Origin of the sequence: Altericroceibacterium indicum (assembly GCF_009828105.1) — a bacterium.
GTDB lineage: Bacteria > Pseudomonadota > Alphaproteobacteria > Sphingomonadales > Sphingomonadaceae > Altericroceibacterium > Altericroceibacterium indicum.
Genome location: NZ_WTYQ01000002.1, coordinates 360680 through 374667, shown reverse-complemented (window position 1 = coordinate 374667; position 13988 = coordinate 360680). Strand labels below are relative to the sequence as shown.

15 protein-coding genes are annotated in these 13988 nt (G+C 58.1%); 10 read left to right on the top strand and 5 right to left on the bottom strand.

Annotated features, from left to right (window positions below):
* Positions 1 to 36: 36 nt before the first annotated feature.
* From rnhA to ispH, 3 genes are read right to left on the bottom strand one after another with little or no spacing between them, the layout of a single operon-like run.
* The gene (gene rnhA, locus GRI39_RS06630; protein WP_160738915.1) at positions 37 to 483 is read right to left on the bottom strand and encodes a ribonuclease HI; all 447 of its coding nucleotides are present in this window, start codon (positions 481 to 483) and stop codon (positions 37 to 39) included.
* Between the two features lie 14 nt (positions 484 to 497).
* A complete protein-coding gene (gene thrB / locus GRI39_RS06625; protein ID WP_160738914.1) occupies positions 498 to 1478 on the bottom strand; it encodes a homoserine kinase in 981 nt (326 codons plus the stop codon).
* A 14-nt stretch (positions 1479 to 1492) separates the two neighbouring features.
* A complete protein-coding gene (gene ispH / locus GRI39_RS06620) occupies positions 1493 to 2464 on the bottom strand; it encodes a 4-hydroxy-3-methylbut-2-enyl diphosphate reductase (protein WP_160738913.1) in 972 nt (323 codons plus the stop codon).
* 75 nt (positions 2465 to 2539) lie between these two features.
* On the opposite strand from ispH, the gene GRI39_RS06615 reads away from it, so the two are divergent.
* The 9 genes from GRI39_RS06615 to tatC all read left to right on the top strand — a co-directional run bounded on the left by GRI39_RS06615 (position 2540) and on the right by tatC (position 9977).
* Positions 2540 to 3190, top strand: coding sequence for a hypothetical protein (locus GRI39_RS06615; RefSeq protein ID WP_160738912.1), 651 nt, complete (start codon positions 2540 to 2542; stop codon positions 3188 to 3190).
* Between the two features lie 78 nt (positions 3191 to 3268).
* Complete coding sequence (argS, locus tag GRI39_RS06610) at positions 3269 to 5014, top strand: arginine--tRNA ligase (RefSeq protein WP_160738911.1); 1746 nt, start codon at positions 3269 to 3271, stop codon at positions 5012 to 5014.
* Positions 5015 to 5017: 3 nt separating this feature from the next.
* A complete protein-coding gene (locus tag GRI39_RS06605) occupies positions 5018 to 5740 on the top strand; it encodes an SPOR domain-containing protein (RefSeq protein ID WP_246204936.1) in 723 nt (240 codons plus the stop codon).
* A 111-nt stretch (positions 5741 to 5851) separates the two neighbouring features.
* Positions 5852 to 6880 (top strand): beta-N-acetylhexosaminidase, encoded by a 1029-nt coding sequence (gene nagZ, locus GRI39_RS06600; protein WP_160738910.1) that lies wholly within the window; start codon positions 5852 to 5854, stop codon positions 6878 to 6880.
* A gap of 29 nt (positions 6881 to 6909) precedes the next feature.
* Positions 6910 to 7683: a segregation and condensation protein A gene (locus GRI39_RS06595; protein WP_160739239.1), complete on the top strand. Its 774-nt coding sequence runs from the start codon at positions 6910 to 6912 to the stop codon at positions 7681 to 7683.
* On the top strand, positions 7680 to 8333 hold the full coding sequence (scpB, locus tag GRI39_RS06590; protein WP_160738909.1) for an SMC-Scp complex subunit ScpB: 654 nt from the start codon (positions 7680 to 7682) through the stop codon (positions 8331 to 8333). The genes GRI39_RS06595 and scpB overlap by 4 nt, the downstream gene beginning before the upstream one ends.
* Positions 8334 to 8364: 31 nt before the next feature.
* The gene (tatA, locus tag GRI39_RS06585; RefSeq protein ID WP_160738908.1) at positions 8365 to 8628 is read left to right on the top strand and encodes a twin-arginine translocase TatA/TatE family subunit; all 264 of its coding nucleotides are present in this window, start codon (positions 8365 to 8367) and stop codon (positions 8626 to 8628) included.
* 21 nt (positions 8629 to 8649) lie between these two features.
* Positions 8650 to 9147 (top strand): Sec-independent protein translocase protein TatB, encoded by a 498-nt coding sequence (gene tatB / locus GRI39_RS06580; protein WP_160738907.1) that lies wholly within the window; start codon positions 8650 to 8652, stop codon positions 9145 to 9147.
* An 8-nt stretch (positions 9148 to 9155) separates the two neighbouring features.
* Positions 9156 to 9977, top strand: coding sequence for a twin-arginine translocase subunit TatC (gene tatC, locus GRI39_RS06575; protein WP_160738906.1), 822 nt, complete (start codon positions 9156 to 9158; stop codon positions 9975 to 9977).
* A gap of 49 nt (positions 9978 to 10026) precedes the next feature.
* Here tatC and GRI39_RS06570 read toward each other — a convergent pair whose 3' ends face one another.
* Both GRI39_RS06570 and GRI39_RS06565 read right to left on the bottom strand, forming a co-directional pair.
* On the bottom strand, positions 10027 to 11745 hold the full coding sequence (locus GRI39_RS06570; RefSeq protein WP_160738905.1) for an amidohydrolase: 1719 nt from the start codon (positions 11743 to 11745) through the stop codon (positions 10027 to 10029).
* Positions 11742 to 12644, bottom strand: coding sequence for an NAD(P)-dependent oxidoreductase (locus tag GRI39_RS06565; protein WP_160738904.1), 903 nt, complete (start codon positions 12642 to 12644; stop codon positions 11742 to 11744). Before GRI39_RS06565 ends, GRI39_RS06570 begins: the two co-directional genes overlap by 4 nt.
* Positions 12645 to 12739: 95 nt before the next feature.
* On the opposite strand from GRI39_RS06565, the gene GRI39_RS06560 reads away from it, so the two are divergent.
* Entirely contained in the window at positions 12740 to 13975 is a 1236-nt protein-coding gene (locus GRI39_RS06560; protein WP_160738903.1) for a threonine ammonia-lyase, read from the top strand.
* Positions 13976 to 13988: the final 13 nt, after the last annotated feature.

Below are 13988 nucleotides of genomic sequence, written 5' to 3'. Positions count from 1 at the left end.
GGCACATTGCGTCCGGGATGGGACTATGCTGCGTGATTAATCCTGTTCGCTGGCGATAGCGTCTGCCGCATCGCTGGCGAGCTTGTCCACCCGTTCATTCTCTTCATGACCCGCATGGCCCTTCACCCAGTGCCATTCGACCTTATGCGGAGCAACGGCAGCGATGAGTTCGTGCCACAGATCATCATTGCGAACCGGCTTTTTGCTGGCGGTAACCCAGCCTTTTTTCTTCCAGCCATGGACCCATTTGGTGATCCCATCGATGACATATTTGCTGTCTGAATAAAGATCGACCTGGCACGGTTCGATCAGCGCGTTGAGCGCCTGGATCACCGCCATCATTTCCATGCGGTTGTTGGTTGTTTCCGCTTCTGCGCCGGAAAGTTCTTTTTCATGTTTCCCCATGCGGAGCAGAGCGCCCCAGCCACCGGGGCCGGGGTTGCCCTTGCAGGCACCGTCGGTGAAGATTTCTACGCGTTTCATGTGCGTCCCATGCCTCAGGCGGAGGCTGGAGGGAAGGCTCCGGGGAAGGCCTTTGCGCCATTCTGTGCGTAGAATTGCAGGCGGCGGGCGAAATCCATCGGATCTTTGCGCGTTACCAGCGCATCGGCGGGTGTGTTCAGCCAGTCATAAGCGCGGGTGGCGATAAAGCGCATGGCCGCCGCTTGCCCCAGAACAGGCAGGGCTTCGCGTTCTTCGCCTGACAAGGGGCGGCGCGATTGATAACCCGCCATCAGGGCCTCCGCCACGTCGCTACGGAAGGAGCCATCAGCGCTGAAACACCATGCCGCGTGGGTAACGGCCAGATCATAGGCAGTGAGATCATTGCAGGCGAAATAGAAGTCGATCAGCCCGCGCACTTCATTACCCAGCATCAACACATTGTCGGGGAAGAGATCGGCATGGATCACAGATTGCGGCAAGTGAGCGGGCCAATGGTCTGAAATGAAAGCAATTTTTTCAGCGACAAGCGCGGGAAGCGCCGGGTCAATACTGGCAAGGCCTGCATCTCCGCATTCGGCAAACAGTTCACGCCACGCAGGCAATCCCATGGAATTGGCGCGGCTTTGCGGGAAGTCTGCGGCATCAATATGGAGGCCTGCCAAGGCTTCCCCCACTGCCGCAGCTTGTGCCGGGGTAGGGGTGTCTATCGAAACACCGGAGAGGAATTCAATCAAAGCCACGGCTTTGCCGTCCACCATGCGGAAGGCTGCGCCATCACGATCATGAATCGTGCGCGGCACCGGGCTACCCTTGGCGGCCAGATGATCGAGCAAACCGAGAAAAAACGGCAAATCTTTGAGGTCCAGCCGAGTTTCATACATCGTGAGGATGAAGCGCGCCTCGGTTGTATCAATCAGCCAGTTGGAGTTGGACACCCCTTCCGCAATGCCTTTGGAAGAGATAACTTCCCCAACATCATAATGGCCAATCAGGCGTGCAAAATCGTCCGCGGAAAGATGCGTATAAACGGCCAAGGTTCAGTATCCTCTCAGGCGAGTTCGCGGGGCAGTTTGAAGACCATGGTTTCTTCAGCCGAAGTCAACGTGTGTTCTTCAACCACGCGCCATTCAGAGAGCTTGTCCACCACTTCACGCACCAGCTCTTCGGGGGCCGAAGCACCGGCGGTAAGGCCGATGGTGCCCACGCCATCAAGCCATTCGGGCTGGATTTCATAGGCGCGTTGAATCAGCTTGGCAGCTGTGCCGCAGCGTTCTGCTACTTCCACCAGGCGTAGTGAATTGGAGGAATTGGGCGCACCGATCACCAGCACCAGATCGCTGCCCGGTGCAATATCCTTCACCGCAGCCTGCCGGTTGGAGGTGGCGTAGCAAATATCTTCACCTCTTGGCCCTACGATATCGGGAAAGCGTGCCTTCAATGCTTCGATAATGGCCTGTGTGTCATCCACTGACAGAGTGGTCTGGGTGAGGAAGGACAGTTCTGTCCCTTCAGGCAGATTAAGGTTGGCGACATCTTCCACCGTTTCCACCAGTGTCATCTGCCCGGCATCGACCTGACCGAATGTGCCGATCACTTCCGGGTGGCCCTTATGGCCGATGAAGAGAATGTGCCGTCCGGCCGCAATCTGGCGTTCAGCCTGGCGATGAACCTTGCTGACGAGCGGGCAAGTGGCGTCCACATAGGTGAGCTTGCGCTGTTCTGCCTCGGCCGGCACCGATTTGGGCACGCCATGGGCGCTGAACACCACAGGGGCATCATCGGGAACCTGATCCAGCTCCTCCACGAAAATGGCGCCCTTGGCCTTGAGCGAATCCACTACATAGCGATTATGGACGATTTCATGCCGCACATAGACCGGCGCGCCATAGCGTTTCAGCGCGCGTTCCACGATCTCAATGGCGCGGTCCACCCCTGCGCAAAAGCCGCGCGGAGCAGCAATCAACAGGGTAAGGGGCAATTTTTCGCCCTGTGTGGGCGTATTTGGAAAGGGCGCGTTCATGGGACTGTCTCTAGCGGTTGTCGGCTTGCGGCGAAAGAGCTAGGACCGCTACGACTGCCTTGAAAGGGAATATTGATGAAATTTCGCCGTCCTCTCCTGATCGCGACGATTGCAGCCGCTGCTCTTGGTGGGTGCCGTTCAGAAGGCGATCTCGTAGTGGAACAGGGTGTGGGCATCACCGCTCTGCGCTCTGTTTGTCCGGCTGTTGGTATCCCCGACTATACCGGTGATGTAACCCTGTTTTCGCCCGAAAACGCCCGCACGGAAGATGCTATTGATGTGGTTGCGACCATGACCAATGTGCAGAGCCATTGCGATGATACGGGCTCCAAGGTCTACGCCACCGCCACTTTTGATGTCTATGCCACGCGCACCAACACGCAAGGCGCCCGTTCTGTACAATTGCCCTATTTCTCCACCGTGATGCGCGGTGGCAGTGCGGTTGTCTCCAAGCGCGTTGGCACGGTGACGTTGAACTTCGCCAATGGTGAAGCCCGCGCCCATGCCACGGCTTCTGCCGGTGCCTATATTGATCGCGCTGAAGCCACTTTGCCGGAAGATATTCGCGAGAAGATCACGCGCAAGCGTAAGGCTGGCGATGCCGATGCAGCGATTGATCCGCTGACCGATCCGGAAGTGCGGGCTGCGCTGAACCGGGCAGATTTTGAGCTGCTGGTCGGCTTCCAGCTTACCGAATCGCAAATCGCTTATAACGCGACCCGATAGTGGGTGATGGGGAAGAAGGTGGCATTTGAGATGCACCACCTTCTTCCCCCGCTGCGAATTAACCGCTAACGGGCAGGCATGTCCGAAACGCAAACTCTCCATGCGGCATTTGCCGCCAAGATCGATGCAGTGCTTGATGCGCTGGAAGCTGAAGCCGTTCTGCCCGCAGGTGTTGCGCGCGGCAATGTGGCGGTGGAGCCTCCGCGCGACCCTGCTCACGGCGATCTGTCCACCAACGCTGCCATGGTGCTGGCCAAGCAGGCCAAGACCAATCCGCACGCTCTGGCGGAAAAGCTGGTGGAAAAGCTCTCCACCGATCCGCTGATCGAAGCGGCTGAAATTGCTGGCCCCGGTTTCATCAACCTGCGCCTTGATGATTCGAACTGGCTGCGCGAGATCGAAGCCATCGCTGCCTTGCAGGGCGATTATGGCCGTTCCACGCGCGGGGCAGGCCGCACAGTGAATGTCGAATATGTTTCTGCCAACCCGACCGGTCCGATGCATATGGGCCATTGTCGTGGTGCAGTGGTGGGCGATGCGTTGGCGGCGCTGCTCGAATATGCCGGCCATCCCGTGGTGCGCGAATATTACGTCAATGATGCGGGCGCTCAGGTGCAAACCCTCGCCCGGTCCGCGCATTTGCGTTACCGCGAAGCATTGGGCGAAGATATCGGCGAAATCCCGGAAGGCTTTTATCCCGGCGATTATCTGAAACCTATCGGTAAGGCGCTGGCGGATGAATTTGGCGATTCCTATGTCGGCGCGCCGGAAAGCGAATGGCTCACCATTTTCCGCGAAAAGTCAGTCGCGGCGATGATGGACATGATCCGCGCGGATCTGGCCATGCTGGGCATTCACCACGATGTCTTTTCATCCGAAGCGGTGTTGCAGGCGGCTGGCAAGCCCGAAGCGGCTGAAGCATGGCTGCGCAGCCATGATCTTGTCTATGATGGCCTGCTAGAAGCGCCCAAGGGCAAGGTGCTGGAAGATTGGGAAGCGGTGGAATTGCCGCTGTTCCGCTCCACCCGCTTCGGCGATGATCAGGACCGTCCGATCAGGAAGAGTGACGGCAATTGGACCTATTTCGGCGCTGACCTTGCCTATCACATGCAGAAGGCCGAACAGGCTGACGAATTGATTGATATCTGGGGCGCAGATCATGCCGGCACGGTCAAGCGGATCAAGGCCGCTGTAGCTGCGCTTTCCGAAGGTCAGGGCAAGCCGATCCCTTTCGATGTCAAGCTGGTCCAGATGGTTCAACTCCTGCGCAATGGCGAGCCGGTGAAAATGTCCAAACGCTCGGGCAATTTCATCACCATCGCTGACATGGTGGAAGAAGTGGGCAAGGATGTGGTGCGTTTCACCATGCTGACCCGCAAGCCTGAAGCGCAGATGGATTTCGACTTCGCCAAAGTGGTGGAAGCGAGCAAGGATAACCCTGTCTTTTACGTCCAATATGCCCATGCGCGGATCAGCTCCACCTTGCGCAAAGCAGCGGCGGAAGGGATTACGCCATCGGGCGATCACCTCGATCTCCTGGGCGTGGATGAAATGTCTCTGGTCAAGCAGGCGGCGCAATTCCCACGGCAAGTGGAAGCGGCAGCACAGGCACGTGAACCACACCGGATTGCGTTCTATCTCTATGATCTGGCGGCAGCGTTCCATGCCTATTGGAATCTGGGCAATGACGATGCTGAAAAGCGCATCATTTTGACGGATAATGTTGATCTGACCGCCAGCAGACTGTTCCTTGCGGTGCAAGTTGCGCAAGTAATCCGTAATGGTCTGGCTCTGCTGGGCGTGGAGGCTGTCGAGGAGCTTTGAGCCATGAATGGACACAATGGCCGCGGCGATAAGAGCCCGTTTGAATCGGGTGGCATGATGAATCTGGGTGATCCGTCGCGGGATGCGATGGCTTTTGGCGATGATGAACGTTTGCCATGGCTGGAAGCAGATGAGGAAGAGGATGCAGGCGCGATCGATTCCACGCGCCTCATCGGTTTCGTATTGGCCGGGTTCCTGCTGATCGTGGTTATTGTGGGCGGGTTGTGGTGGTATTTTCACGCCAGTGACGACACGACTCTGGTGGCTGATGGCAGTACGATTGAAGCTCCCAAGGGTCCGTATAAGACCAAGCCCAAAGATCCGGGCGGCATGACCTTTCAGGGTACCGGCGATACCAGCTTTGCCGTGGGCGAAGGTCAGACCCGTGAAGGCCGCGTAGCTGAACGCCCAATGGACCCTGCGCCTCAGCCTGTTTCGGGCGAAGGAGAAAAGCGCACTGCCATTGCCGCTGACAGTTCGGAAAGTGTCAGCGGCGTGGGTGTGCAGGTCGGGGCCTATGTCACCAAGGAAACCGCACAGCAGGGCTGGGTGGAGCTGGTTCGCCGCTATCCGGCATTGCACGGTGTGCGGCACCGGATCGTGGAAGGGCAGGCTGATATTGGCCATGTTTTCCGTTTGCAGGCAGTCGCTGCCACCCATGCGGAAGCCAATACTCTGTGCAATACGCTCAAGACACAGGGCGCAGCCTGCCAGGTGAAGTTCTGAATCTTGTTGAAGCGCCCCGGCTTTGGTCGGGGGTGATGGAGCGGGGGGCCAAGCACCCCCGCAACTCTCCCAGTCTTGCGCTGGGGGACAATAGCTGCGAATCTGATATCTATGACACCTGCGATTTTTGGCCTGTCTGGCCCTGTTCTCACCGCTGACGAACGTGCCTTCTTTCAGGATAGCGATCCGGCGGGGTATGTGCTTTTCGGCCGTAACGCGCAAAACCGTGAGCAATTGCGCACGCTGACGGATGCGCTGCGGAGCATTCATGGGCGGGATAATCTCTATATTTCGGTGGATCAGGAAGGTGGCCGGGTAGCCCGGATGAAAGCGCCTGAATGGCGGACTTATCCGGCGGGGGCGGTGTTCGACCGGCTCTATCACCTCGCCCCGACCAGCGCGATTGAAGCGGTGCGATCCAACGCCCATGCGCTGGGTCTCGATCTGGCTGAAGTGGGCATTACGGTGGATTACACGCCGCTGCTCGATATTCGCCATGAGGGCGCGGATGAGGTGATGGGCGACCGGGTGTTCGGCGCTGATCCGCTGCAAGTGGCCGCTCTTGGCAGGGCAAGCTTGCAGGGCCTTGCCCGTGCTGGCGTGGCCGGGTGCATCAAGCATATGCCAGGCCATGGCCGCGCCACGGTGGACAGCCATAAGGAATTGCCGACCGTTATCGCCAGCGCGGAAGAGCTGGATGCAGACCTTGCGGCTTTCCGTCCACTGGCCAATGCGCCGATCGGGATGACCGCGCATGTCCGCTATCCGGCATGGGACGGGGACAATCCCGCCACGCTCTCTCCCACTATTATCAAGGATATCATTCGCGGCGAGATCGGGTTTTCCGGCCTGCTCATCACCGATGATGTCGATATGGAAGCACTGTCTGGCACAGTACCGGAGCGGGCAGAACAGGCTATTGCTGCGGGTTGCGATCTGGTGCTTAATTGCTGGGCAAAGATGGACGACATGCAAGGTATCGCGGCGCGTCTTCCCGCCATCAGCGATGGTGCGAAGGGGCGCCTTGATGCGGCGCTTGCCAATACGCATGTGACTGCGCCTGACGATCTTTCGGAGCAACAGGAAGCCTTGCTTGCAAAGCGCGATGCGCTGCTCGGGCTGGCGGAGCAGACTGCGTGAATGATGCAGGCTGGGCCGAAGATGCGCCGATGGGTGGCGCAGATACCGGCACTGGCCTGCCTGCCGCCGAGACCGCGCCAGAAGACAAGCTCTATCTCGAACTGGATGGATGGGAAGGGCCGCTTGATCTGCTGCTTGATCTCGCGCGGCGGCAAAAGGTAGATCTGAAAAGGATTTCCATTCTCGAACTGGTCGATCAATATCTTGAATATATCGATCATGCCGAAGCCCTGAAACTGGAACTGGCGGCAGATTATCTCGTGATGGCGGCGTGGCTCGCTTATCTCAAATCCGCGATGCTGCTGCCCAAGGAAGAGCAGGAAGATCCAAGCCCGGAAGAACTGGCACTGCGGTTGCAATTGCGGCTCCAGCGGCTGGGCGCAATGCGCGAAGCAGCGGCGCGGTTGATGGCACGCGACCGGTTGGGCCGCGATGTGTTTGCGCGTGGGCGGCCGGAAGGCTTGCGGGTGTTGAAGCGCAATCAATGGGAATGTGACTGGTTTTCACTGGTGCAGGCTTACAGCCAGATTCGCGCGCGTAACGAACCGGTGGTGCATATGGTGCGCGAACGTCCGGTGATGAGCCTCGATACGGCCTTGGAGCGGGTCGCCTCCATGCTGGGTGTGACGCTGAAATGGATAGAATTACGCGAATTTTTGCCCGATGCTGCCGAAGCGCGGTTGCGTAAATCTGCCCTGGCATCCAGCTTTGTCGCAGCGCTGGAACTGGCCCGCATGGGCAAAGCTGAATTGCGGCAGGATAGCGTGTTTGGGCCGATCCATTTGCGGCGCATTGTCTCATGAGTGATGAAGAGCAGCCAGACGATCTGATCCGCGCAGTGGAGGCGGTTCTGTTCGCTGCGGAAGAGCCCATGACGCCCGAAGCGATCTCGGCGCATTTGAACGGTGCAGACGTGCGCGATGCCTTGCGTGACCTTCAAGCGCATTATGCGAAGCGGGGCATCCATCTGGTAGAGCGGGGGCGGCGCTGGCAGTTTCAGACGGCGCCTGACCTTGCCCATTTATTGCGGCCAGAGCGTGAGCAAATCCGTCGCCTTTCCCGCGCAGCCACGGAAGTTCTCGCCATTGTCGCCTATCATGAACCGGTGAGTCGGGCAGAAGTGGAATCCATTCGCGGGGTGCAGACCGCCAAGGGCACGCTTGACGTGTTGATGGAAGCTGGCTGGGTGCGGATTGCCGGGCGGCGCGAAGTGGCAGGACGGCCGGTGATTTATGCAACTACACCCGAATTTCTTAGCCATTTTGGCCTGTCGAGCCGTCGTGACCTGCCCGGAATTGCTGAATTGAAAGCGGCCGGGCTGCTTGATCCGGTGGATGAAGCCTATGATGCCTTGATGGGTGAAGGCGATGAACCGAGCAAAAACTCCGATCAATCCGGCCAATTAGAAGACAAATCGCGGTCTTCGCTGGAAAAGACAGATGATAGCGCGTAGATAGGGTGGAAATGCTATTGGAGTTTTCCCTGTGAATGTAGGACCGTTTCAGATCCTGATCGTCGCACTCGTTGTTCTCGTGCTTTTCGGCCGTGGCAAGATTTCGGAAATGATGGGCGACTTCGGCAAGGGCGTGAAGAGCTTCCGTCAGGGCCTTAGCGAAGATGATCATGGTGCATCCACCACCTCAAAACCAGCCCAGATTGAAGGGCCTTCTCATGAAGCAAAATCTGCTTCTGAAGCGGCGGCTGATCCTAAGCCTGCGCCGGTTTCGACCGACAAGACTTCCCATTGATCAGCTGACTGAGCGCCACCTATGTTAGATATCGGCGCCAGTGAGCTGCTGATGATTGTGATCGTGGCGATTCTCGTCATCGGTCCCAAAGATATGCCCATGGCTCTGCGGCAGGCAGGGCGTTGGATCGGCAAAATCCGCCGTGTCTCCAACCATTTTCGTACCGGTCTCGATGCGATGATTCGGGAAGCGGAAATGGAAGATATGGAGAAGAAGTGGCGGGAACAGAACGCCAAGATCATGGCCGAAAACCCATCCCCTCCCATGACTGAGATGGAAGCGGGTGCTGTGCCTGTATCCTCCACCGGTCATGCAGTGGATGATGCTGATCCCAAAGCGATGCCGTCGCCTGACGATAGCGCCGGGGCGGGTGCTGAAAGCCGCGCGCTGCCCAAACCGCAAGTGGATGCGCCGGTGACAGAACCTGCCGCAACCGATCCGGCAAAGCAGCCCAATGTCACTGAAACGCTGTCGAACGGCGAGAAATTGCCGCTCGATCAAGCCTCTTCCAAATCGTAAGATCCGCCATGGCTTTTCAGCTTAGAGACATTGACGATACGCAAGCACCGCTGCTTGACCATCTGATCGAATTGCGCGGTCGGTTGGTGCGCTGTGTGTTGGCGCTGGCAGTTACTTTCGCTTTCTGCCTGTATTTTGCTGACGATATTTTCGGATTTCTGGTCCGCCCGCTCACTGCCGCTTTCCCGGCAGGCGAAGGCAAGCTGGTATATACCAAGCTGTATGAGGCCTTTTTCGTCGAAATTAAGGTGGCGCTGTTCGCGGCCTTTTTCATCAGTTTCCCGATCATTGCCAATCAGCTTTGGGCCTTTGTTGCACCGGGGCTCTATGCCAAGGAAAAGCGTGCTTTCCTCCCATTCCTGATTGCAACACCGGTGCTTTTCACCCTTGGTGCATCACTTGCCTATTTCGTGGTCATGCCGATGGCCTTCAAATGGTTTCTCGGCTTTGAAGGTGTATCGGGCGGGTTGAAGCAGGAAGCACTACCCGCAATGGGAGATTACCTTTCATTGGTGATGCAGTTCATTCTGGCTTTTGGGATCAGCTTCCTGCTGCCGGTTCTGCTGATGCTGCTCAACCGCGCCGGATTGGTCACGCGGCAGCAATTGGTGGCTACGCGCCGCTATGTTGTGGTGGGTGTATTCATCGTCGCTGCTGTGATCACGCCACCTGATGTGGTGACTCAATTGCTGCTCGCTGCACCATTGCTGATCCTGTTCGAAGGCTCCCTGATCATGATGTATTTCAGCGAGAAGAAGGAAGCGGAAGAACGCGCAAAGGCTGAAGCGGATGAAAAGGACGCTGGGGAAGAAGCCAATAGCGAGGCCTGATCGCTTGCTGGCCAGCTCTTCCGGCAAAGGAAAAGCTGGCTAACATTTATCATCTCCCGGCTTTTTCCTCGCGCTTGTCGTTTTTCGGCGGAGGGTCGCTAATGTCCTTCCTGGCATCATAGACCTTCCGGCCCCCGATCCATGTTTGCAGCACGGTGGTGCTGCGGATATCTTGCGCACTGCTGAGCATGGGGTCACGGTCGATCATCAGGAAGTCGGCTTGTTCGCCTTCCTTCAATTCGCCAAATCGTCCCTCGGCAAAGCCGGCATAGGCACCCCCTGCCGTATAAGCCGCGAGCGCTTGTTCACGTGAGACTGTTTCTTCAGGGTGCCAGCCTCCGAAAGGCTGACCATCCGCATCTGTACGAGTCATCGCAGCGGCTATTCCGGCGAAGGGGTCGGGCGCTTCCACCGGCGCATCGGACCCGAAAGCCACCGGTGCCCCGGCATCATGGATAGAGCGCCAGGCATAGGCACCGGTCAAACGATCCGGCCCAAGGCGAGCTTCCGCCATCACCCGGTCAGACGTTTCATGCACCGGCTGCATGGAAGCAATGGTGCCATAACGGCCAAAGCGCGCAATATCTGCCGGATCGACGATCTGTGCATGTTCAATCCGCCAGCGCCGGTCTCCCTTATAGGTTTCCGACATTTCCTCGATCGCGTCGAGCACTTCGGCATTGGCACCATCGCCAATGGCATGAACCGCAACCTGGAAGTGATCCATTGCCGCGCGGCTCATCAAATTGCGCAATTGCGTGCCATTGAGCAATTGCAGCCCGGTTTCGCCGGGTGCGTCTGAATAGGGGGCTTTCAACCAGGCCCCGCGTGATCCCAGCGCGCCATCAAGATAGAGCTTCACCCCGTTCAGTCGCAGTCTGTCATCATAGAGCCACGGTGTCGGGCCTGTGCCGCCAATCAGGATCATATCCGATATGCTGGAGGCGTAGGACATGATCCGCACCGTCAGCCGGCCTGTGTCCCCGGCGCGGCGAAAGGTCATCCAATCGTCAATTGAGGTGCCCATATCGGCCACTGCGGTTACGCCATGGCTGAGGAGTTCCTGCTGCGCTTTGTAAAGAGCAAGATCGCGGTCTTCCGGGCGGGGCGGGGGGATATCATCCGATACCAGCGCCATCGCGCCATCCACCAGCACACCAGCGGGCTGTTTGGACCCTGCGATACGTTCTATCCGTCCACCTGTCGGGTCAGGGGTTGCGGCGGTAATACCGGCTTCTTTCAGCGCCTTGCTATTAGCCCAACCAGCGTGGCCATCCACTCTTTCGAGAAAAACGGGACGGTCAGGCACGGCAGCGTCGAGTTCCGCCGCTGTGGGGAAGCGGCCAAGCGCCCATTGTTCCTGATTCCATCCCCGGCCAATGATCCATGGCCGGTCAGGATAGCGCGCAGCATAAGCGGCAATCTTTTGCTGTGCCTCGGCAAGCGAATGCGTGTCTGACAGGTCAAGCGAAAGAGCGGCAAGGCCTATGCCCATCAAATGAACGTGGGAATCTATCAGGCCCGGAATCACTGTCCGGCCCTTGCCATCCTCGTGATAATCCACGTCCTTGGGTGGCTTGTCCTTGCGCTTCAGGATCTTGGCAATCCGGCCATCATCACCGATCACCATGGCGGTGAAATGGGTGACATCGCCATCACGGTCCACCGTCATGCCGTTGATGTTATCGACCAGCGTGTCCGCGAGGGCCGGTAGGGGGAGAAGCGCCGGAAGCACCAGCGCCACTCCGCCAAGCAGTCGGGCAATCATCTTTGTGTGATCTCCGGCAGGTGACGGATCAGGGCGCTGGTATCCTGTCGTGCGCCGCCTTTGGCCTGCACCTGTGCATAAAGCTGGTCGACCAGCGCAGTGATAGGCATGGAAAGGCCATTCGCGCCGCCTTCTGCCAGAGCAATGGCGAGATCCTTGCGCATCCAGTCAATTGCGAAGCCGAAATCAAATTCGCCTTCCGCCATCGTGGCCCAGCGGTGTTCCATCTGCCAGCTTTGCGCCGCGCCGCCAGAAATCGCTTCCAGCACCTTGGCCATGTCGAGACCGCTGCCCTGGGCAAAACGCACGGCTTCGGACAAGCCGGCCAGCGTTCCGGCAATGCAGATCTGATTGGCGGCTTTGGTTGCCTGACCTGCGCCAGTATCACCAACATGGGTGATCCGCGCAGCATAGGCTTCCATGATGGGGCTGGCCGCTTCCAGAGCTTCCACACTGCCGCCACACATGATCGACAGTGCGCCTTTCTCTGCGCCTGCCTGCCCGCCAGATACAGGCGCATCCACCGCCTTCACTCCGTAGGGCTCAGCCGCTTCGGCAATTTGCCGGGCAAGCGCGGGGGAAACCGTTGTGTGATCGATGAAGAGCGCGTCCCGATCCATCGAGGCCAGCGCACCCTGATCGCCCAGCACCACTTCGGCAAGGTCGGCATCATTGCCAACGCAGGTGATGACTGCATGTTGGCCAATCGCCGCCTGTGCAGGGGTCGCCGCCATATGCACCGAGAGGTTTTCATTGAGATGCGCGCCCAGCCAGTCTTCGGCTTTGCTGGCAGTGCGATTATAGACAGTGACCTGATGGCCAGCGCGGGCGAGGTGGCCAGCCATGGGAGTGCCCATTACGCCAAGGCCAAGAAATGCGATACGTCTGTTTTGGGTCATGCCTGCACACCTGAAGGCTCTGCCGTGCGAAAGCAATCCTGCATATTGTGTGAGGGTTTCCCTTGGTCGCAATTTTAGTCTACGGGCGGCGCACTATGAGCCAGACTATCACCACATCCGACGCGCTGACCTATCAAGATGTTTGCGCCGCTGCAGAACGGATCGGGGGCGCTGTTGTGCGCACTTCGACACAATATAGCCGCACGCTTTCGAAGATTACCGGCGCAGATATCTGGCTAAAATTTGAAAACCACCAGTTTACAGCCGCTTATAAAGAGCGCGGCGCGCTGAACAAATTGCTGCTGACAGATCCGCAAGCACTGAAGAAGGGCGTTATCACCGCGTCTGCTGGAAATCACTCGCAAGGGCTATCCTATCACGGCACCCGCCTTGGTGTGCCTGTAACCATTGTCATGCCGCGCACGACTCCGACTGTGAAAGTCATGCAGACCGAACAGGTCGGCGGCAAGGTTGTGCTGGAAGGCGAAAGTTTTGATGAAGCCTATGCCCATGCCCGTAAGCTGGAGCAGGAATTGGGGCTGATTTTTGTGCACCCCTTCGATGATCCTGATGTGGCGGCGGGGCAGGGCACTGTCGCGCTTGAAATGCTGGCTGATGCGCCGGAAATCGATACGCTGGTCGTGCCGATTGGTGGTGGTGGCTTAATGTCTGGCATGGCCACGGTTGCTCGCCATATCCGCCCGGATATGCAGGTGATCGGTGTACAGGCCCAGCTTTACCCATCGATGTATGACCATGTGAAGAAGCAAGGGCTGCCCTGTGGCGGTGATACGCTGGCAGAAGGTATTGCGGTGAAGCAACCGGGGGCATTCACCTCGCAGATCATTGAAAAGCTGGTGGATGACATCGTCCTGGTGGAAGAACCGCAGCTTGAACGCGCTGTTTCGCTTTGCCTCCAGATCGAAAAGACCGTGGTTGAAGGCGCGGGTGCTGCCGGCCTTGCTGCGGTGATGTCTTACCCCGAAATGTTCAAGGGCAAGAAGGTCGGGCTGGTGCTGTGTGGCGGCAATATCGACACACGCCTGCTGGCCAATGTGCTGCTGCGCGATCTGGCGCGTTCAGGCCGCCTTGCCCGTTTGCGCCTTTCTTTACAGGATCGCCCGGGTGCTCTGTTCAAGGTAATGCGCGAATTTGATAATCATCAGGTGAATATCCTGGAAATCTACCACCAGCGGATTTTCACGAATCTTCCGGCCAAGGGCCTCGTGACCGATATTGAATGCGAAGCGCGCGATTATGGGCAGATTCAGGCACTGATGGCGTCGCTGCAAGCCAAGGGTTATGCTGTTACCCAACAAGAGCTTGATTGACCGAAATTCGGGC